The sequence below is a fragment of the Pseudomonas defluvii genome (genome assembly GCF_001695625.1).
GTDB lineage: Bacteria > Pseudomonadota > Gammaproteobacteria > Pseudomonadales > Pseudomonadaceae > Aquipseudomonas > Aquipseudomonas defluvii.
The window spans coordinates 14,151-33,269 of record NZ_MBPN01000031.1 but is presented as its reverse complement, the minus strand read 5'-3'; the positions used below and the strand labels follow the sequence as shown (position 1 = coordinate 33,269).

Genomic DNA, 19,119 nt, shown 5'->3' with positions numbered 1-19,119 from the left:
TCGGGGCGTTTTGCGTAAGGTGTTAAGCCTTACTTGCCTTGCCAGCGCTTGAGCACCAGGGTGGCGTTGGTGCCACCAAAGCCGAAGCTGTTGCTCATGACGGTGTCGATCTTGGCGTTTTCGCGGGTTTCGCGCAGGATCGGCATGTCGGCCACTTCTGGGTCCAGCTCCTCGATGTTGGCGGAACCGGCCATGAAATTGCCTTCCATCATCAGCATGCAGTAGATCGCTTCGTGAACGCCTGCGGCGCCCAGGGAGTGACCCGACAGGCTCTTGGTCGAACTGATGGCAGGTGCCTTGTCGCCGAAGACTGCACGAACGCCCTTGATTTCTGCGACGTCGCCGACAGGTGTCGAGGTGCCGTGGGTGTTCAGGTAGTCGATCGGGGTGTCGACAGTGGACAGTGCCTGCTGCATGCAGCGAATGGCGCCTTCACCACTTGGCGCAACCATGTCGTAACCGTCGGAGGTCGCGCCGTAGCCAACGATTTCCGCGTAGATTTTTGCGCCACGGGCCAGAGCGTGTTCCAGCTCTTCGACCACGACCATGCCGCCACCACCGGCGATGACGAAACCGTCACGCTTGGCGTCGTAGGCACGGGAGGCTTTCTCCGGGGTTTCGTTGTACTGGCTGGACAGGGCGCCCATGGCGTCGAACAGGAACGACTGGCTCCAGTGTTCTTCTTCACCACCACCGGCGAAGACGACGTCCTGCTTGCCCATCTGGATCTGCTCCATGGCAGCGCCGATGCAGTGTGCGCTGGTAGCGCAGGCCGACGCGATGGAGTAGTTCAGACCCTTGATCTTGAACGGTGTTGCCAGGCACGCAGAAACGGTGCTGCTCATGGTGCGGGTTACACGGTACGGGCCAACACGCTTGACGCCTTTTTCGCGCAGGATGTCCAGTGCTTCCATCTGGTTCAGGGTCGAGGCGCCGCCGGAGCCTGCGATCAGGCCGGTGCGCGGGTTCGAGACCTGGTCTTCGGACAGGCCGGAGTCCTTGATCGCCTCCTGCATCGCCAGGTAGGCGTAGGCAGCGGCGTGGCCGACGAAGCGGTAAACCTTGCGGTCGATCAGTTCTTCGAGGTTGAGGTCAATGGAGCCGGAAACCTGGCTGCGCAGCCCCATTTCCTTGTATTCCGGGTTGAAACGAATGCCCGGGCGGCTTGCACGCAGGTTGGCGGAGACGGTCTCTTTGTCATTGCCCAGGCACGAAACGATGCCCAGACCAGTGATAACGACGCGGCGCATGCGAATAACCCTTAGAAATTGTCAGTGGAGGTGAATACGCCGACCCGAAGGCCTTCGGCGGTGTAAATCTCGCGGCCATCGACTGCCACCGAACCATCGGCAATGGCCATGTTCAGCTTGCCCTTCAGGACGCGCTTGATATGGATGTTGTAGGTGACTTTCTTGGCGGTCGGCAGTACCTGGCCAAAGAACTTGACCTCACCCGAGCCCAGGGCGCGGCCGCGACCTGGCAGGCCTTGCCAGCCCAGGAAGAAGCCAACCAGTTGCCACATGGCGTCAAGGCCCAGGCAGCCAGGCATCACCGGGTCACCTTCAAAGTGGCAGGCGAAGAACCACAGGTCCGGGGTGATATCCAGCTCGGCGACCAATTCACCTTTGCCGTACTTGCCACCCTCTTCGCTGATATGGGTGATGCGATCCACCATCAGCATGTTCGGGGCGGGCAGTTGCGCGTTACCAGGGCCGAACAGCTCACCGCGACTGCAGCGCAGCAGGTCTTCCCGAGTAAAGGCGTTTTGTTTGGTCATGCGAGCTCCTCAATAATCCGGTGCGGCAGGGGCGAATCTTCCCGGCCGACCCAAGGCTTTTGGGCCTGGGGCGGCAGCCTACACATAGACTATTGCGTTGTAGTGAAAGTCACAGCACAGGGACGAAGATGTACACTTGTGCACTGAAATTTTTTTTCAAGACCTCAATCGGCCTTGGTTCAGTCTCTAAGACTGCCGCAATTTAGCATTTATCGCCAGTCGCCGCTGCGTCAGCGGGTAACCAACGTTGCAGAATTTGCTGTAAATCTGTGCGTTTGAAGGGTTTGGTCAGGTAATCGTTCATTCCGGCGGCCAGGCAACGTTCGCGATCACCCAGCAGCGCATTGGCGGTCAAGGCAATGATCGGCAAGGCTTTGTCCTTTGGTTGCTGGCGAATTCGACGGGTGGCTTCGTAGCCATCGATCACCGGTAGACGGCAATCCATCAGCACGGCGGCAAAGCGCTGACGAGCGATCTGGGTTACGGCCTGAGCACCGTCGACGGCCACGCACACTTCATAGCCCAGGCTGCGCAGCATGGCTTCGATGACCGTCTGGTTGACTGGGTTGTCCTCCACCAGCAGGATTCGCCGGCCCTGGCCGTTGTCCTCATCGACCTGCACGCTGGGTGACAGTGTGGGTTGCGGTTTTACCGCGAGGGTCAAGGGAATCTCAAGGGTGAAGGTTGAGCCCTGGCCTTCGCGGCTTTCGGCGCGCAGGTTGCCGCCCATGCGCTCTGCCAGGGTTCGGGCAATCGACAGCCCCAGGCCCGTACCGCCATAACGCCGGGAAATCGAGCTGTCCGCCTGCTGGAAGGCGACGAACATCATTTCCAGGTGTTGGCTGTCGATGCCGATACCGGTGTCGCGTACTGCGCAACTGAACCAGATCAGTTGGCGGTCGAGCACTTGCCAGCGCGGTTCGATTTGCACCGTGCCACGTTCAGTGAACTTCAAGGCATTGCCAATCAGGTTGACCAGTACCTGGCGGATGCGCGTCGGGTCGCCGACCACCTGCAATTGCTCGATGCCGGGTGGCATGCGCAGTTGCAGCTCCAGGTCGCGCTGCTGGGCCGTGTGCAGGAACGCCTGGGTGCAACTGCCAATCAGTTCGGCCAGGTTGAAGGTAATGTGTTCAAGTTCAAGCGTAGTGCTCTCGATCCGCGAGAAATCAAGAATGTCGTTGATGACCTTGAGCAAATGGCCGGTTGACTCCGTCGCCACGGCCGCATAGTCGGCCTGTTCTTCGCTCAGTGGGGTGGTTTCCAGTAACTGCAGCATGCCCAGCACGCCGTTCATCGGTGTGCGCAGCTCATGGCTCATCATTGCCAGGAAGTCCGATTTGGCCTTGTTCGCCTGTTCGGCTTCTTCGCGGGCCTGAACCAGTTGCGCGATGGCCTGTTGCTGTTCGTGGCTGGCCTTGGCCATGGCGCAGGCCAGATTGTTGATGTGCCGGGAGAGGTTGCCCAGTTCGGTGTCATCCAGCACCGGCAGTGGTGAGGTGAAGTCGCCTTGCTGGATCGCCTTGACGGCCTGGCTCATGTCGCTGATGGGTTTGGCCAGGCTGAGGGCAAGGCGGCGGGCCAGCAGGAAGGTGAAGATCAGGGCGAACAGGGCGAGTATCGCCGCCTTGATCACGATTTCCTGTTGCCGTTGGCTGAAGGCGTTGTTGGACATACCGACGATGACCCGGCCCAGGTAGTCGTCCCCTGGGGCCGAGGCAGGCAGGCTGCTGTTATGCAGGAAGTCGTTGTCCAGGGGGATCTGTTGCAAGCGTATTGGCGCCTGGAACACTTCAACCGGTTGTGTGGGTTTGTCGTTTTCGTCGGGTTGCTCGACATGCACCAGAATATGGTTGGCGCTGTCCTGAACCTCCAGAAAACGCACGTGGGGGATGCTCAAGGTGGCCCGCATCAGGCTTTCGAGCACGTCCTCGTTACCCGCGATCACGCCGTACTCCGATGCGGGAGCCAACTGGTTGGCGATCAACTGGCCGGTGTGGTTGAGTTCCTGGCGCAAGTCCTGGATCCGCACGAAGGTAAAGAAACCGATCAGCAGCAAGGTCAGCAGCAGGGCGGGGCCAAGGCTGATGATCTGCGTGCGGGTATGAATGTCCCGGCTCAGGCGCAGGTTCATGGTGTGGGCTCTCCTTCGGCGACGACCTTGGTTGCCGCAGCCGGTTCAATCGGCTCAATCCCCAGGGCGCGGGCCACTTGAGGGTTGCCGATGACGCCAAAACGCTCAGGGTAGTGGGTGCGCGGCCATTTGGTCGGTGCCTGGTCGAGCAGGCGGTCCAGCACCCGCAGCCAGTCGTGCTTGTTGCTGAAGGTGCTGGCCAGGCCGCCGGCCTTGACGAACCCGGCCGTGGGGCCGATCAGGGGCATCTGTCGGGCGTAGCTGCTGAGCAGGAGGTTCTTGACGGTACGCGGGTTGTACAGGCCTGGATCGTCCATGCCGAGCACGACGTCACTGCCCTGCAGCAGCGCTTGCAAAGGGCGATTGTCGCGAGGATCCGGCCAGGCTTGGGCGTTGATGTGCAGGCCCAACTGCTGTGCGCTCTGGTTCAGCTCATCGAGCAGGAAACGGCTTTGCTCGCTATAGAGCACGCCGACCCGTCGAGCATGTGGCAGCAGATAGCGAATCAGGCGCAGTTGGCGTGCAGGCGACGGGTCGCTCCACAGCAGGCTCAGGTAGTGTGGGGGCACACGCCCAAACCGTTGGTTGGCCTGCACTCGGCTGATGCGCATCACCAGTGCCGGTGGTCCGGTGGTTTCACCGAGGCGCCAGTCGAGGGCGGCGGTGTCGAGCAGAATCAGCCGGGTTGTCGGCTTTATGCGTCCCGGCGCAGGCAACTCGGCCACCGGCAGGAAACGTACCTGGTCAGCACTGCGCCGTTGTTCCAGCGAGTGGACAAAGGCGCGCACGCCCGGGCTTTCTGTCGCGGCCGTCAGCAGGATGTCGTGTGCCGCTGCCGTCAGCGGCCACAGCCAGGCCAGCAGCAGTACGCTCAGAAGCCTGCGCATCAGCGCGCGAGCTCCGCGTCGACAGGGTGATCCCGAGCTGTTACCTGGTTGCCCAGAGGGCGTTTTTCAGGCAGGGGCTGACCGCTCACCGCAAGGGTCAGTAGCATAAGAGAGCCTGAAGGAAGAGGGCCAAGTGACACGGCGCGGCCTTATTACGGATATAAATCGGGCATGTTAACCGAGTAACCGGCATTTTCCAGTTGTCTGAGGGCAATCCCGGCCATGATTCGCGTATCTGGCGCTGGCTCTGGCACTATCGCGCCGTATAATGCGGGCGTCGCCACATTTTTGGCATTAACGGATTGAATATGACTGAACAGCAACCGGTTGCAGTTCTGGGTGGCGGTAGTTTCGGCACCGCGGTGGCGAATCTGCTGGCCGAAAATGGTGTCCGGGTACGCCAGTGGATGCGCGATCCCGAACAGGCCGAGGCCATGCGTTGCAATCGTGAAAATCCGCGTTACCTCAAGGGCATCAAACTCCACCCGGGGGTAGAGCCGGTTACCGACCTGTTGGCGACCCTGCAGGGGAGCGAGCTGATCTTTGTCGCGCTGCCTTCCAGTGCATTGCGCTCAGTACTGGCCCCCCATGCCGGGCTGCTTAGCGGCAAGATGCTGGTCAGTCTGACCAAAGGTATCGAGGCCCAGAGCTTCAAGCTCATGAGCCAGATCCTCGAGGAAATCGCCCCGCAGGCGCGTATTGGCGTGCTGTCCGGGCCGAACCTTGCGCGCGAAGTAGCCGAGCATGCGCTCACTGCGACGGTGGTTGCCAGCGAAGATGAAGCGCTCTGTCGCAGCGTTCAGGCCGTGCTCCATGGTCGAACCTTTCGTGTCTACGCCAGTAGCGACCGCTTCGGTGTCGAGCTGGGCGGGGCCTTGAAGAACGTCTATGCCATTATTGCCGGCATGGCCGTGGCCCTGGGTATGGGCGAGAACACCAAGAGCATGCTGATCACCCGTGCACTTGCGGAAATGACCCGCTTCGCCGTCAGCCAGGGCGCCAACCCGATGACCTTCCTTGGCCTTGCCGGGGTGGGGGATCTGATCGTCACCTGCTCCTCGCCCAAGAGTCGCAACTATCAGGTGGGGTACGCACTGGGCCAGGGCTTGAGCCTGGAGCAGGCAGTCAGTCGACTGGGCGAAGTGGCCGAGGGCGTCAATACCCTCAAGGTGCTCAAGGTCAAGGCCCAGGAGTTGCAGGTCTACATGCCGCTGGTGGCAGGGCTTCATGCGATCCTGTTCGAGGGGCGTACCCTCAATCAGGTCATCGAGTTGTTGATGCGTGGCGAGCCGAAGACTGATGTCGACTTCATTTCCACCAGCGGTTTCAACTGAACGACAGGAGCAGTAGATGAACGAATCCCCGAAACAGGCCCAGTGCGAATCGATCGGTCTGCGTATCCTTTGGATGCTGGTGTTCCTGATTGTGTGGCAACTGGCCGAGCTGCTGCTGGGTGGCCTGATACTGGTGCAGTTGGTCTATCGACTGATCTACGGCGCGCCAAGTGCCAGCCTGATGAATTTTGGCGACAGCCTCAGCCAGTACCTTGCGCAAATCGGTCGTTTCGGCAGCTTCCACAGTGACCAGAAGCCGTGGCCATTTGCTGACTGGCCAAGCCCGCGTGCGCCGGAAGGTGAAGCACCTCACAGCGTACCTGCGGCTGCCCATCCGGTGCGTGATGAGGAGCCGAAGCTATGAAGCTCTGGGTGCTGCGTCATGGTGAGGCCGAGGCGCGGGCCCATAGCGATGCCGAACGCCGCTTGACCGCGCATGGTCGTGAGCAGGTGTTGCGCAGTGCCGCGCAGTTGCTCGGGCAGCCGCTGCAGGCTGTCCTGGCCAGCCCTTATGTGCGCGCGCAGCAGACAGCCCAGCTGGTCTGTGACGCGTTGTCCTTCGACAAGCCCTTTATCACCGTACCGTGGTTGACCCCAGAGAGCGAAGCCGACCAGGTAATCGCCGAGTTGGACAAGCTGGGCCTGGAGCATGTGCTGTTGGTCAGTCATCAGCCCTTGGTTGGCACGCTGGTGGGGATGCTTGAACAGGGTCATCGACGTGATCCGCAGCCGATGAGCACTGCCTCGCTCGCCGAGCTTGAAGGCGACTGGCCGTTGGCTGGGTTGATGACCTTGCGTAGCCTGAGCCATCCTTGAGCGCGGCTCAACCCAGAACAATAAAGGACTCGCCCATGAGCATCTGGTACACCCAGCCTGATATCGACCAGCTTAATCACCAGCAAAAGAACACCATTGGCGAGGTACTGGACATCCGCTTCGAGTCGTTCAGCGACGATTCGCTGACGGCCAGCATGGTGGTCGATCACCGTACCCGCCAACCGTTCGGCTTGCTTCATGGTGGTGCTTCTGTGGTGCTGGCCGAAACCGTCGGCTCCATGGCCAGCTATTTGTGTATCGATCCGCAGAAGTTCTACTGCGTGGGCCTGGAAGTCAACGCCAACCACCTGCGTGGCTTGCGCAATGGTCGGGTTACGGCAACGGCGCGGCCGGTGCATATCGGGCGCAGTACCCACGTCTGGGACATTCGATTGAGTGCCGAAGAGGGCAAGACCAGTTGCATTTCACGGTTGACGATAGCCGTCATCGCGCTGGGTGAGGCTGCCCCCAGCCGTTGAAGGCGCGGGTGATTCAGGCTGTTGCGCCGGTATCACCGTCCTATTGACCTGATTGCCGTCTCTGATGGCTTTTCCGGACATTGCCCCGCGCCGAGTCGGCGCGGACAATGACGCCATTACTCCTCTCGGACAGGCGGCCATGTCGCAGCAGATCTTCTTCGCTCATGCCAATGGTTTCCCCTCGGCCACCTACGGCAAGCTATTCGCTGCGCTGGCGCCGGACTATCAGGTCAGTCACCTGCCACAGCATGCTCACGACCCGCGCTTCCCGGTCAACGATAACTGGCAGAGCCTGGTTGACGAGTTGATCCACCATCTGCAACAACAGCCTGCGCCGGTCTGGGGTGTCGGGCACTCCTTGGGCGGCTTACTTCACCTGCATGCGGCAATGCGCTGCCCACAGTTTTACCGCGGCGTGGTGATGCTGGACTCACCAGTGCTGACGCGCGCCGATGAGTGGCTGATTCGCACGGCCAAACGCTTTGGCTTCATAGATCGCCTTACCCCGGCCGGGCGTACGCTGGGCCGACGTGAGGCGTTTCCGGATCGAGAAACCGCACGGGCCTACTTCACAGGCAAGAGCCTGTTTCGCAACTTCGACCCCGACTGCCTCGACGCCTATGTGCAGCATGGGCTGCAGGAGGCGGACGACGCGTTGCGCCTGCGCTTCGATCCGGCCACTGAAATCAGCATCTACCGTAGCTTGCCCCATATCAGTCCAGGGCAAGTCCGTCAGGTTTCGATCCCGCTGGCAATGGTGCGTGGCAGCCATAGCCGGGTGATCAAGCGCCATCATGCCTATGCAGTTCGTCGCATGCCGCGCGGCGAGTTTCACAGCGTGCCGGGCGGGCACATGTTTCCACTGGAGCGCCCGACCGACACCGCCAGCTTGCTCAAGGGGCTGTTCGACCGCTGGCAGGAGCAAAGCGTATGACCGGCCCAATCGAACAGGTGCGTCTGAATCTGGGGCATGTCGAGTTGGCAGCGCAGTTGTTTGGCCCGGCCGATGGACGCCCGGTGATTGCGTTGCATGGCTGGTTGGATAATGCCAACAGCTTTGTACGGCTGGCACCGAAGCTGGCGGGGCTGCGTATCGTTGCGCTGGACCTGGCCGGGCACGGTTTGTCCGGCCACCGCCCGCCAGGGGCCAGCTATGCCTTGTGGGACTATGCCTTCGACGTGTTGAGGCTCGCCGAACATTTGGGCTGGGAGCGCTTCTCCCTGATGGGGCACTCCTTGGGGGCGATTGTCTCAGTGGTGCTGGCGGGGGCCGTGCCTGAACGTATCGCTCGTCTGGCCCTGATTGATGGCGTTGTCCCGCCGACCGCAGGGGTTGAAGACACTGCCGAGCGCATGGGCATGGCCCTGCAGGCGCAACTGCGCCACGGCAAGAAGCCCAAACCGGTGTATGCGGCACTGGAGCAGGCCGTTGAGGCGCGCATGAAGGGCGTGGTGGCGGTGAGTCGCGAAGCGGCTGGGCTGCTCGCCCAGCGAGGGTTGGAGGCCGTGCCGGGTGGTTTTACCTGGCGCAGCGACAGTCGCCTGACGTTACCTTCAGCGCTACGCTTGAGCGATGAGCAAGCGCAGAGCTTTGTGCGCCGCATCGCTTGCCCTGCACAATTGATCGTGGCCGCCGACGGTATGTTGGTGCGGCACACTGCCTTGCTTGAGCAGCTACCCTTTGAACAGAAACAACTGCCGGGTGGCCACCATCTACACCTGAACGATGAGGCGGGTGCTTCCCTTGTCGCAGACTGTTTCAATCGCTTCTTTGCCATTCCTTGACTTGTAGCAGGCAACTGTCGAGGCTTGGCGGGTTGAACAGGGAGACAACCATGACCACGTGTGACACTGCCTCACCTCGCGGCGCCCTTCAGGGCGTGGCGTGCCGATGAATACGATGACGAGCCTGAAATCTGCTGTTTCCGCTCTGGCCTTGCTCGTTGCCTGGCCGCTGGTTGCCGCTGAGCTGCCGGTGCCAATGGATGCCAAAGCCGTTGATCAACACGCAGCAACGGAACAGGAACGCGTCTACCCGCTGGGCGCCCTGCGCAAGATCAGTGGCCAATTGCGCATGGAGAACAAGATTGAGGGCCGAGGCCAACTCAGCTCGGTGACCTGGCAGTTGCCCGTCGAGCGTACCGCCAGCGAGGCGTTCACTCAAGCGCGAGAAGCCTTGCAGGCAGAGGGCGGCTATGCGCTGTTCTGGTGTGAGGCGCGTGACTGCGGTGAGAGCAACCTGTGGGCCAATGAGGTGTTCGGCAACGCGCGGCTCTATGGCTCCGACGAGCAGCAAGCCTTTGTGCTCCTGCGCCTGGCTGCGCCAGCACAGGATACCTTGATCGCCTTGTACGGCATCACACGTGGAAACAAGCGGGCCTACCTGCATGCCGAGCAGTTTGTTGCCAATGCGCCCCTGGCGGACGTTTTGCCAACCCCGGCAACGGTGCTACGTGAACTGCGCAGTACCGGCAAGCTGGACTATCCCGACCTTGAGGGGGAGCCGCCAGCAGACTGGGTTGTACTGCTTGGGCGAAGTTTCAACCTGGACAGCACCCTGCGTGTCACACTGGCTGGCGCCCAGGCTGAAGCCTGGCGCGAACAGTTGATCAAGACCGGTGTGCGCGCGGCGCGGCTGGAAGTTGGTCAGGGCAGCGCAAGCGGCCTGCACGTTGAATTGATTCGCTGATCAGGGAACATCATGCTGAGTAACGACCGCCTGCTGGTACAGATCCTCCTGCTGGGATTGCTTGGGGCTGGCCTGTGGGTCATGGCGCCATTTTTCTCTGCGTTGCTCTGGGGGGCGATCCTGGCGTATGCCAGCTGGCCGTTGATGCGCCTGTTGACGCGGCTGCTGGGGGACCGAGAGACCCTGGCAGCGGCGTTCCTGACCTCGCTGTGGATTTTACTGGTGGCCTTGCCGCTGGTCTGGCTGGGGTTCAACCTGGTGGACCACGTTCGCGATGCTACGGCGTTCATTCGAGACGTACAGGTCGACGGTCTGCCCGATGCGCCGAGCTGGCTGGGCAGTATTCCACTGATCGGCGGGCGCCTGGTGGGTATCTGGATCGCTGTCGACCAGCAGGGTGTGGCCATGCTGGCCAATCTCAAACCGTACCTCGGCCAGGTCGGGAACTGGCTGCTGGCGCGCAGTGCCCAGATTGGCAGCGGTATGCTCGAAATTGTCCTGAGCCTGGTGTTCGTGTTCTTTTTCTACCGTGACGGGCCGCGTCTTGCGGCGTTTGTCCTGAGCCTGCTGGGCCGCCTGATCGGTGAGCGTGCCGGCCACTACCTCGACCTGATTGCCGGCACCGTGCAGCGTGTGGTCAATGGCGTGATCGGCACGGCGGCGGCCCAAGCGCTGCTGGCATTGATCGGTTTCTTGATTGCAGGCATACCAGGTGCGCTGGTGTTGGGCATCGTTACCTTCATGCTCAGCCTTATCCCCATGGGCCCACCGCTGGCCTGGATACCCGCTACCGCGTGGCTGGTCTGGAAGGGGGAATACGGTATGGCGGTGTTCCTGGGCATGTGGGGCACGTTCATCATCAGTGGCGTCGACAACGTACTCAAACCCTACCTGATCAGCCGTGGCGGTGACCTGCCGCTGGTGATTGTCCTGCTCGGTGTGTTTGGCGGTCTGTTGGCGTTCGGTTTCATCGGCCTATTCATTGGCCCGACCCTGCTTGCGGTGGCCTACAGCCTGCTGCTGGACTGGGTGCACAGCAAGCCGGACCAGCCGCACACCTGACAGGCTGCAGCACCGCCGGTGATCTTTACGCACTCTTTATGCCTTCATCGGGCACTCGCTCTCGTTCCTTTACAGCCTCTCTTTCGACAATGACCGTCAGCGGCACTGTGCTGCGAGACGGAGAGTTGTGATGAGCATTCTGGACGGGGTGTCACTGCTGCTGGCAGTGGCGTTGTGGGTTTATCTGATGGCCGCGCTGTTGCGCGCGGACAGGGGCTAGGAGTGGCCATGCACAGTTACGATTACGCGTTGCTGTTGGCATTTTTCGCCATCGTCTTGTTGCCGGCACCTTGGCTGGGCCGTTTCTATTACAGGGTGATGGAAGGGCAGCGTACCTGGCTGACGCCGATCCTGGGGCCGGTGGAGCGGGGTTGTTATCGCATCGCAGGTGTCGATCCGGGCCGCGAGCAGAGCTGGCAGAAGTACGCGCTGGCCTTGCTGGCGTTCAACCTGGCAGGTTTCCTGATGGTGTTCGGCGTACTGCTGCTGCAAGGTTACCTGCCACTCAACCCGCAGCATTTGCCGGGACAAGAGTGGTCATTGGCGTTCAACACTGCAGTCAGTTTCATGACCAACACCAACTGGCAGTCCTACAGTGGTGAGGCGTCAGTCAGCTATCTGAGCCAAATGCTTGGCATGACCGTGCAGAACTTTGTCAGTGCTGCGACGGGCCTTGCCGTGCTGGTTGCGTTGTGCCGTGGCATTGCCCGGCGCTCGGCGAGTACGGTGGGTAATTTCTGGGTCGACATGACCCGTGCAACCCTCTATGGCTTGCTGCCGCTGTGCCTGGTACTGGCGTTGTTGCTGGTTTGGCAGGGCGTGCCGCAAACCTTCAGCGACTACGTCAAAGCGCTCACCCTGCAAGGCGTCGACCAGCTTATTCCGCTGGGGCCGGCCGCCAGCCAGATCGCAATCAAGCAACTGGGTACCAACGGCGGCGGCTTCTTCGGGGTCAACTCGGCGCACCCATTCGAGAACCCGAGTGCCTGGAGCAACCTCTTCGAGGTGTCTTCAATCATCCTCATCCCGGTGGCCTTGGTGTTCACCTTTGGCCATTACGTCAAAGACCTGCGCCAAAGCCGGGCGATCATCGCCTGCATGCTGGCGCTGTTCCTGATCGGTGGGTCGACTGCGCTGTGGTCCGAGTACCAGGCCAACCCGGCATTGAGCAACCCTCAGATCGAACAGACGGCACCGCTTGAAGGCAAGGAAAGCCGCTTCGGCACCACCGGTAGCGTGCTGTGGACGGTCACCACGACAGCGGCGTCCAATGGCTCAGTGAACAACATGCACGACAGCCTCAACCCGATCAGTGGCATGGTGGCGATGGTCAACATGATGGTGGGCGAGGTGATTTTTGGCGGTGTGGGTGCCGGGCTCTACGGCATGCTGCTGAACGTGTTGATCGCTGTGTTTCTGGCGGGCCTGATGATTGGCCGCACACCGGAGTACCTGGGCAAGAAACTGCAGGCGCGTGAAGTGCAATTGCTGGTAGCAACCTTGCTGGTGATGCCACTCGGGGTACTGGTGCTGGGTGCGCTGGCAACCAGCTTGCCTGGCCCTGCAGGCGCGGTGAGCAACCCGGGTGCTCATGGCTTCAGCCAACTGCTGTATGCCTACACCTCGGCCAGTGCCAACAACGGTTCTGCCTTCGCTGGGCTGGGTGCGAATACCACGTTCCACAACGTGATGCTCGGCCTGGGCATGCTGATTGGCCGCTTTGGCTACATTCTCCCGGTACTGGCCCTGGCCGGCAGCCTGGCGCTCAAGAAAACCGCGCCGGTAGGGCAGAACAGCTTTCCGACCCATGGCCCGCTGTTTGTCACCTTGCTGTTGGTCACCATCCTGTTGATGGGTGGCCTGACCTTCCTGCCGGCCCTGGCCTTGGGCCCGGTCGCTGAACACCTGAGCCTTGGCTTCTAAGGAGCGAATCATGAACATGCCGATTCCTGATGTGAATGCGGTGCCGGCCGAACAGGCTCGGACGACTTTTGCTGCGCTGTGGCGGCCAGCCCTGGTGCAGGCGTTCGTCAAACTTGATCCGCGCCAGTTGAAACGTGCGCCGGTGATGCTGGTGGTCGAGCTGACGGCGGTTTTCACCACCGTGCTCTGCCTGTTGCCCGACAGCGCTGTGCCGACCCATGTGGCGCTGCAAATCGCCCTGTGGCTGTGGTTCACCGTGCTTTTTGCCAACTTTGCCGAAGCGTTGGCCGAGGGGCGTGGCAAAGCGCGCGCCGACAGCCTCAAGGCGGGTAGCCAGGGCCTCAGTTGCCGGCGTCGTAACGCCGCTGGCAGCTATGAAGTGGTACCGGCCACGGCGCTGCGAAAAGGTGATGTGGTCAAGGTGCTGGCCGGTGAGATGATCCCTGGTGACGGCGAGGTGCTTGAAGGTATCGCCGCTGTCAACGAAGCAGCCATTACCGGTGAGTCTGCGCCGGTGATTCGTGAGTCGGGCGGCGATCGTTCGGCAGTTACCGGCAACACCCGGCTGGTCTCCGACTGGTTGTTGATCAAGATCACCAGCAACCCCGGTGAGTCGACTCTGGACCGAATGATTGCCTTGGTCGAAGGTGCCAAACGCCAGAAAACACCCAACGAGATCGCGCTGGACATCCTGCTGATCGGCTTGACCCTGATCTTCCTGGTGGTCGTGGTGACCCTGCAGCCGTTCGCCTATTTTGCCGGCGGTGCGATTCCGTTGGTGTTCCTGGTGGCGCTGCTGGTGACCTTGATTCCGACCACCATTGGCGGCTTGCTCTCTGCCATCGGTATCGCCGGCATGGATCGCCTGGTGCGGCTGAATGTGATTGCCCGCTCCGGGCGTGCAGTGGAGGCCGCCGGTGATGTACATGTGTTGATGCTCGACAAGACCGGCACCATCACCTTCGGCAACCGTCGTTGCAGTGCCCTGCATGCCGCGCCAGGGGTGAGCGCTCGTGAACTGGGCGAAGGTGCCTTGTTCGCTTCGTTGGCCGATGACACCGCTGAAGGCAAATCGATCGTCGAATACCTGCGGCAGTTGCACGACTTCAGCGAGCCGCAAGCCAATGCGATGACGGTGGTGCCGTTCAGTGCCGAGACACGCTTGTCGGGGGTTGATTACCAGCAACGCCGTTACCGCAAGGGTGCAGTGGACTCGGTGCTGGCGTTCGTCGGTATGCAGCGCCTGGAGATGCCTGTTGCGCTGTCCAAGGAAGTCGACAAGATCGCCCAGAGCGGCGGCACGCCGCTGCTGGTTTGCATGGACAAGCGTCTGCTCGGCGTCATCCACCTCAAGGATGTGGTGAAGCCAGGTATTCGTGAGCGTTTCGCCGAGCTGCGCCAGTTGGGTATCCGTACGGTGATGGTCACGGGCGACAACCCCCTGACCGCTGCAGCCATCGCTGCTGAAGCCGGGGTGGATGATGTACTGGCTGAAGCCACACCAGAGAAAAAGCTGGCGCGCATTCGTCAGGAGCAGAATGACGGGCGCCTGGTCGCCATGTGTGGCGACGGTGCCAACGACGCACCGGCACTGGCACAGGCAGATGTTGGCATGGCCATGAATGACGGCACTCAGGCCGCGCGCGAAGCCGCCAACATGGTTGACCTGGACAGTGACCCGACCAAGCTGCTGGATGTGGTGCAGGTGGGCAAGGAACTGCTGGTCACCCGTGGGGCGTTGACCACCTTCTCGATTGCCAACGATGTGGCCAAGTACTTCGCCATTCTTCCGGCCCTGTTTGCTGCCATCTATCCGCAGTTGGGGGTGCTGAACCTGATGCAACTGGCCAGCCCGCAGAGCGCAATCCTGTCGGCGATTGTCTTCAACGCCTTGATCATTGTCGTGCTGATTCCGCTGGCTCTGAGAGGGGTGCGGGTGAAGGCTGCCAGTGCCGCTCACTTGCTGCGGCGCAACTTGCTGATTTATGGGCTGGGCGGGCTGATCGTGCCGTTTGCCGGGATCAAGTTGATCGACCTGCTGCTCAATGCGTTGCAACTGGTCTGAACCGAGGAATTGAACATGACTACGCTAGTACGTCCGGCCTTGAGCCTGATGCTGTTGATGACGCTGATCACCGGCGCGGTTTACCCACTGGTGGTCACCGGTGTCGCCCAGGTGGTTTTCCCCGAGCAGGCTAATGGCAGTTTGCTGCGCGACGATCAGGGGCAGGTGCGCGGTTCGTTGCAGATTGCCCAGGCGTTCCAGGGTGACGCCTGGTTCCAGTCGCGGCCTTCGGCGGCGGATTACGCCACCGTGGCCAGTGGCGCCAGCAACCTGGCGCCGAGCAACCCGGCGCTGGCTACCCGTGTGAGCGAGACGGCTGCACATATCTTCACGGCACAGCAGGGGCCTGTGCCCCTGGCATTGCTGACCACCTCTGGTAGTGGCCTGGACCCGCACCTGCCACCGGCGGCAGTGGCCTATCAAGTGCCTAAGGTGGCGGCGGCGCGGCAGGTTTCGGTGCAGGCCTTGCAAGGCTTGGTCGAGCAGTTCACCCTGCAGCCGCTGGTTGGCCCGCCGGTGGTCAATATCCTGGCCCTCAATATGGCGCTGGACCGACTGGCACCTGCGTCGAAATAAGGACAAGCCGTAACCATGAGTAATTCCGAACGCGCCGATGCGTTGTTGGCCGAACTGCCGCGTGACGGTCGTGGCCGACTGAAGGTATTCCTGGGGGCAGCACCCGGGGTGGGCAAGACCTATGCAATGTTGCAAGCCGCACACGCCCAGCTGCGTCACGGGGTCAAGGTGGTGGCGGCGGTGGTCGAAACCCATGGTCGTGCCGAGACTGAAGCGCTGCTCGGTGGGTTGCCCCAGCAGCCACGTGTGCGCTCGGAATACCGTGGTGTAGTGCTTGAGGAAATGGACCTGGACGGCCTGCTCAAGGCCGCTCCGCAACTGGTGCTGGTGGATGAGCTGGCCCACAGCAATGCGCCGGGCAGTCGTCACGCCAAGCGCTGGCAGGATGTGCAGGAGCTGTTGGCGGCTGGCATCGACGTCTACACCACGGTCAACGTGCAGCATCTGGAAAGCTTGAATGACCACGTGCGCGGCATCACCGGTGTACAGGTGCGCGAGACGCTGCCGGATTGGGTGCTGCAGGAAGCCTTTGAACTGGTACTGATCGACCTGCCGCCGCGTGAGCTGCTGGAGCGCTTGCGCGAGGGCAAGGTGTATGTGCCGGAGCAGGCCCGCGCGGCCATCGATGCCTTCTTCACCCAGACCAACCTTACCGCGCTGCGCGAGCTGGCCATGCAGACGGCTGCCGCTCAGGTCGATGCCGATCTGGCGCACGGTTACCGCAAACTGGGGCAGGATGCACCAGCGTTGCGTGGGCGGTTGTTGGTCGGCGTCGATGGCGATGCGCAGGCTGAGCGGCTGGTGCGTCATGCCAGTCGCGTTGCGCAGCGGCGACACCTGCCCTGGAGCCTGGTGCATGTCGACAATGGCCGCTTGCGCGATGAAACAGCCCGTCAGCGTCTACAGGCTGCTCAGCGGTTGGCCGAGCGCCTGGGGGGCGAAGTGGTGGTGCTGCGCGCCGGCGAGGTGGCCAATGCCTTGATCCAGCATGCGGCCGAGCGTCGGGCCAGCCTGGTGCTGGTCGGGCAGTCGCGTGATCGGCTGCGTCGTCGCCTGTTTGGTGCCGGGGTGGCTGCACGGCTGTTGCGCGAAGCCCATGGCCTGGAAGTCAACGTGCTCAACCGGGATACCCAGCCCGAACCTGTGCGGTTGCCTGTGCAGGGGGAGTGGGTCTGGCGGCATTACCTGTTGGCGCTACTGGCCACGGTGTTGGCGAGCGGCCTGGCCTGGGCGGTCGCCAGTGTATTGGCGTTGCCGAACATCTCGTTGGTGTTTCTTGCCGCCGTGCTGCTGGTGGCAGTACGCAGCAGCCTGGGGCCCGCGCTGGCCTGCGCCGTGCTGTCGTTTCTGAGCTATGACTTCTTGTTCATCCCGCCGACATTCTCCTTCAGCATCCAACGTGAAGAGGATGTGCTGACCTCATTGTTTTTCCTGTTGATGGCGGCCTTGACCGGCAACCTGGCTGCCCGTCAGCGTCGGCAGCTACAGGCGCTGCGTGAGACCCAGGAACAGACCAACCAGTTGCTCGGCCTGTCGCGTAAATTGACGGCAGCGACTGATCGCCAGGCGGTGTTCACTGCTGCCGGTCAGTACCTGGACAGCCCGCACGATTTGCAGGTGTGCCTGCTCGAACGTGATGCCGAAGGCGCCCTGCGGGTGGCCAGCGGAGGCGCATTGCAGTTCAGCGACAATGAACATGCTGCTGCCGATTGGGCCTGGCAGCACGATCAGGCTGCCGGGCTTGGCAGCGACACCTTGCCCAATGGGCGTTGGTGGTGGTGGCCGTTGTCTGCAGAGGAGGGGCCGTTGGCCTTGCTCGGCGTACGTCCGCGTGAGGGGTATACGCTGACGCCGCAGCGACGACGTATGCTCAAGGCCCTGAGCCAGCCACTGGCGCAGGCGCTGGCGCGTGCTCGCCTGGCCGATGAGCTGGAAGCGGCGCGTCTGCACGGTGAGACCGAGCAGCTGCGCAGCGCCTTGCTCGCCTCGGTCTCCCACGACCTGCGAACCCCGCTCACCGCCATGCGAGGCAGCATCGACAGCTTGCTGGCACTGGGCGAGGCCATCCCTCTGGAAGATCGTCGTGAGTTGCTTGAAGGTACTCGCGACGAAGCCGAGCGGCTGGACCGTTACATTCAGAACCTGTTGGACATGACCCGGCTGGGCCACGGCGGGCTGACGCTGGCCCGCGATTGGGTTGCTCCGGCAGACATCGTCGGCAGTGCCTTGAACCGCCTGCGCGTGGTGCTGGCGCCGTTTCAGTTGCGTGCTGAAGTTCCGCTGGACCTGCCCTTGTTGTATGTTCATGCGGCACTGATCGAACAGGCGCTGATCAACGTACTGGAAAACGCTGCGCGCTTTTCACCCCCTCACGGGCGACTCGACCTGTGTGTCACGGTCGAGGAAAAGATGCTGTGTTTTGCTGTCAGCGACCAAGGTCCCGGCATTCCACCGAATGAACGTGAACGGATTTTCGACATGTTCTATACCGCCGCCCGGGGGGATCGTGGCGGGCAGGGCACCGGCCTTGGCCTGGCGATCTGTCAGGGCATGATCGGCGCCCATGGTGGGCATATACGGGTTGCCGAGGGCATTGATGGCCAGGGCACCTGTATCACTCTATGCTTGCCGCTCCCGGCCCAACCTGAACTGGACAGCGACACGCCATGACCCAGACCGCGACCTTGCTGGTCATCGACGACGAACCACAGATTCGTAAATTTCTGCGCATCAGTCTCAGCTCCCAAGGCTACAAGGTAGTGGAGGCTGCGACGGGTAGCGAAGGGCTGAGCCAGGCGGCATTGACCCGCCCGGACCTGGTGGTACTTGACCTCGGGCTCCCGGACATGGATGGGCAGCACGTGCTGCGCGAGTTGCGCGAATGGAGCCAGGTGCCGGTGCTGGTGTTGTCGGTACGGGCCAGCGAAGTGCAGAAGGTCGAGGCGCTGGATGCGGGTGCCAATGACTATGTCACCAAACCCTTTGGTATCCAGGAGTTCCTGGCGCGGGTTCGCGCGCTGCTGCGTCAGGTGCCACGGTCGGTAGCCCAGGAATCGGCGCCTTGTTTCGGGCCGTTGACCGTTGACCTCGCGTTTCGTCGGGTGACCCTCGACGGTGTAGAAGTGGCATTGACGCGTAAGGAGTATGCGCTGTTGGCGCAGTTGGCCAGCCATCCGGGGCGGGTGATTACCCAGCAGCAACTGCTCAAGGACATCTGGGGGCCAACCCACGTCGATGACAGCCACTACCTGCGGATCGTGGTTGCTCATGTACGGCAGAAGCTGGGTGACGACCCCACCTCGCCGCGGTTTATCGTGACAGAACCTGGCGTGGGCTATCGATTGATTGGTCCAGACGGGATATGAGCGCCTGGGTTT

18 protein-coding genes are annotated in these 19,119 nt (G+C 61.8%); 14 read left to right on the top strand and 4 right to left on the bottom strand.

What is annotated here, in order from left to right:
• Nucleotides 1-29: 29 nt before the first annotated feature.
• The 4 genes from fabB to EKA13_RS11060 form a co-directional block, all read right to left on the bottom strand.
• On the bottom strand, nucleotides 30-1,250 hold the full coding sequence (fabB, locus tag EKA13_RS11075; protein ID WP_065759438.1) for a beta-ketoacyl-ACP synthase I: 1,221 nt from the start codon (nucleotides 1,248-1,250) through the stop codon (nucleotides 30-32).
• Nucleotides 1,251-1,261: 11 nt separating this feature from the next.
• A complete protein-coding gene (gene fabA, locus EKA13_RS11070; RefSeq protein WP_065759437.1) occupies nucleotides 1,262-1,777 on the bottom strand; it encodes a 3-hydroxyacyl-[acyl-carrier-protein] dehydratase FabA in 516 nt (171 codons plus the stop codon).
• Between the two features lie 202 nt (nucleotides 1,778-1,979).
• Nucleotides 1,980-3,911, bottom strand: a complete 1,932-nt coding sequence (locus EKA13_RS11065; RefSeq protein ID WP_065759436.1) for a response regulator — start codon at nucleotides 3,909-3,911, stop codon at nucleotides 1,980-1,982.
• Nucleotides 3,908-4,798, bottom strand: a complete 891-nt coding sequence (locus EKA13_RS11060; RefSeq protein WP_065759435.1) for an ABC transporter substrate-binding protein — start codon at nucleotides 4,796-4,798, stop codon at nucleotides 3,908-3,910. Before EKA13_RS11060 ends, EKA13_RS11065 begins: the two co-directional genes overlap by 4 nt.
• 308 nt (nucleotides 4,799-5,106) lie before the next feature.
• On the opposite strand from EKA13_RS11060, the gene EKA13_RS11055 reads away from it, so the two are divergent.
• The 14 genes from EKA13_RS11055 (at nucleotide 5,107) to EKA13_RS10990 (ending at nucleotide 19,107) form a co-directional block, all read left to right on the top strand.
• Nucleotides 5,107-6,132 (top strand): NAD(P)H-dependent glycerol-3-phosphate dehydrogenase, encoded by a 1,026-nt coding sequence (locus EKA13_RS11055; RefSeq protein WP_065759434.1) that lies wholly within the window; start codon nucleotides 5,107-5,109, stop codon nucleotides 6,130-6,132.
• 16 nt (nucleotides 6,133-6,148) lie between these two features.
• Nucleotides 6,149-6,496 carry a DUF4389 domain-containing protein gene (locus EKA13_RS11050; RefSeq protein ID WP_065759433.1) on the top strand — a complete coding sequence of 116 codons (348 nt, stop codon included), beginning with the start codon at nucleotides 6,149-6,151 and terminating at the stop codon, nucleotides 6,494-6,496.
• Complete coding sequence (gene sixA, locus EKA13_RS11045) at nucleotides 6,493-6,948, top strand: phosphohistidine phosphatase SixA (RefSeq protein WP_065759432.1); 456 nt, start codon at nucleotides 6,493-6,495, stop codon at nucleotides 6,946-6,948. The genes EKA13_RS11050 and sixA overlap by 4 nt, the downstream gene beginning before the upstream one ends.
• Nucleotides 6,949-6,983: 35 nt before the next feature.
• Entirely contained in the window at nucleotides 6,984-7,427 is a 444-nt protein-coding gene (locus tag EKA13_RS11040) for a hotdog fold thioesterase (protein WP_065759431.1), read from the top strand.
• Nucleotides 7,428-7,566: 139 nt separating this feature from the next.
• Nucleotides 7,567-8,361 carry an alpha/beta fold hydrolase gene (locus EKA13_RS11035; protein ID WP_065759430.1) on the top strand — a complete coding sequence of 265 codons (795 nt, stop codon included), beginning with the start codon at nucleotides 7,567-7,569 and terminating at the stop codon, nucleotides 8,359-8,361.
• Complete coding sequence (locus tag EKA13_RS11030) at nucleotides 8,358-9,212, top strand: alpha/beta hydrolase (RefSeq protein WP_065759429.1); 855 nt, start codon at nucleotides 8,358-8,360, stop codon at nucleotides 9,210-9,212. The genes EKA13_RS11035 and EKA13_RS11030 overlap by 4 nt, the downstream gene beginning before the upstream one ends.
• A 115-nt stretch (nucleotides 9,213-9,327) precedes the next feature.
• A complete protein-coding gene (locus tag EKA13_RS11025) occupies nucleotides 9,328-10,116 on the top strand; it encodes a DUF4892 domain-containing protein (protein WP_100250135.1) in 789 nt (262 codons plus the stop codon).
• A 12-nt stretch (nucleotides 10,117-10,128) separates the two neighbouring features.
• Entirely contained in the window at nucleotides 10,129-11,178 is a 1,050-nt protein-coding gene (locus EKA13_RS11020) for an AI-2E family transporter (protein WP_065759427.1), read from the top strand.
• Nucleotides 11,179-11,308: 130 nt separating this feature from the next.
• Nucleotides 11,309-11,398 (top strand): K(+)-transporting ATPase subunit F, encoded by a 90-nt coding sequence (kdpF, locus tag EKA13_RS11015; RefSeq protein ID WP_065759426.1) that lies wholly within the window; start codon nucleotides 11,309-11,311, stop codon nucleotides 11,396-11,398.
• Nucleotides 11,399-11,406: 8 nt separating this feature from the next.
• The gene (kdpA, locus tag EKA13_RS11010; RefSeq protein ID WP_065759425.1) at nucleotides 11,407-13,101 is read left to right on the top strand and encodes a potassium-transporting ATPase subunit KdpA; all 1,695 of its coding nucleotides are present in this window, start codon (nucleotides 11,407-11,409) and stop codon (nucleotides 13,099-13,101) included.
• A gap of 10 nt (nucleotides 13,102-13,111) precedes the next feature.
• On the top strand, nucleotides 13,112-15,166 hold the full coding sequence (kdpB, locus tag EKA13_RS11005; protein ID WP_065759424.1) for a potassium-transporting ATPase subunit KdpB: 2,055 nt from the start codon (nucleotides 13,112-13,114) through the stop codon (nucleotides 15,164-15,166).
• Between the two features lie 15 nt (nucleotides 15,167-15,181).
• Nucleotides 15,182-15,742 carry a potassium-transporting ATPase subunit KdpC gene (kdpC, locus tag EKA13_RS11000; protein WP_065759423.1) on the top strand — a complete coding sequence of 187 codons (561 nt, stop codon included), beginning with the start codon at nucleotides 15,182-15,184 and terminating at the stop codon, nucleotides 15,740-15,742.
• 15 nt (nucleotides 15,743-15,757) lie between these two features.
• Nucleotides 15,758-18,412, top strand: coding sequence for a sensor histidine kinase (locus EKA13_RS10995; protein WP_065759422.1), 2,655 nt, complete (start codon nucleotides 15,758-15,760; stop codon nucleotides 18,410-18,412).
• A complete protein-coding gene (locus tag EKA13_RS10990) occupies nucleotides 18,409-19,107 on the top strand; it encodes a response regulator (RefSeq protein WP_065759421.1) in 699 nt (232 codons plus the stop codon). The genes EKA13_RS10995 and EKA13_RS10990 overlap by 4 nt, the downstream gene beginning before the upstream one ends.
• Nucleotides 19,108-19,119: the final 12 nt, after the last annotated feature.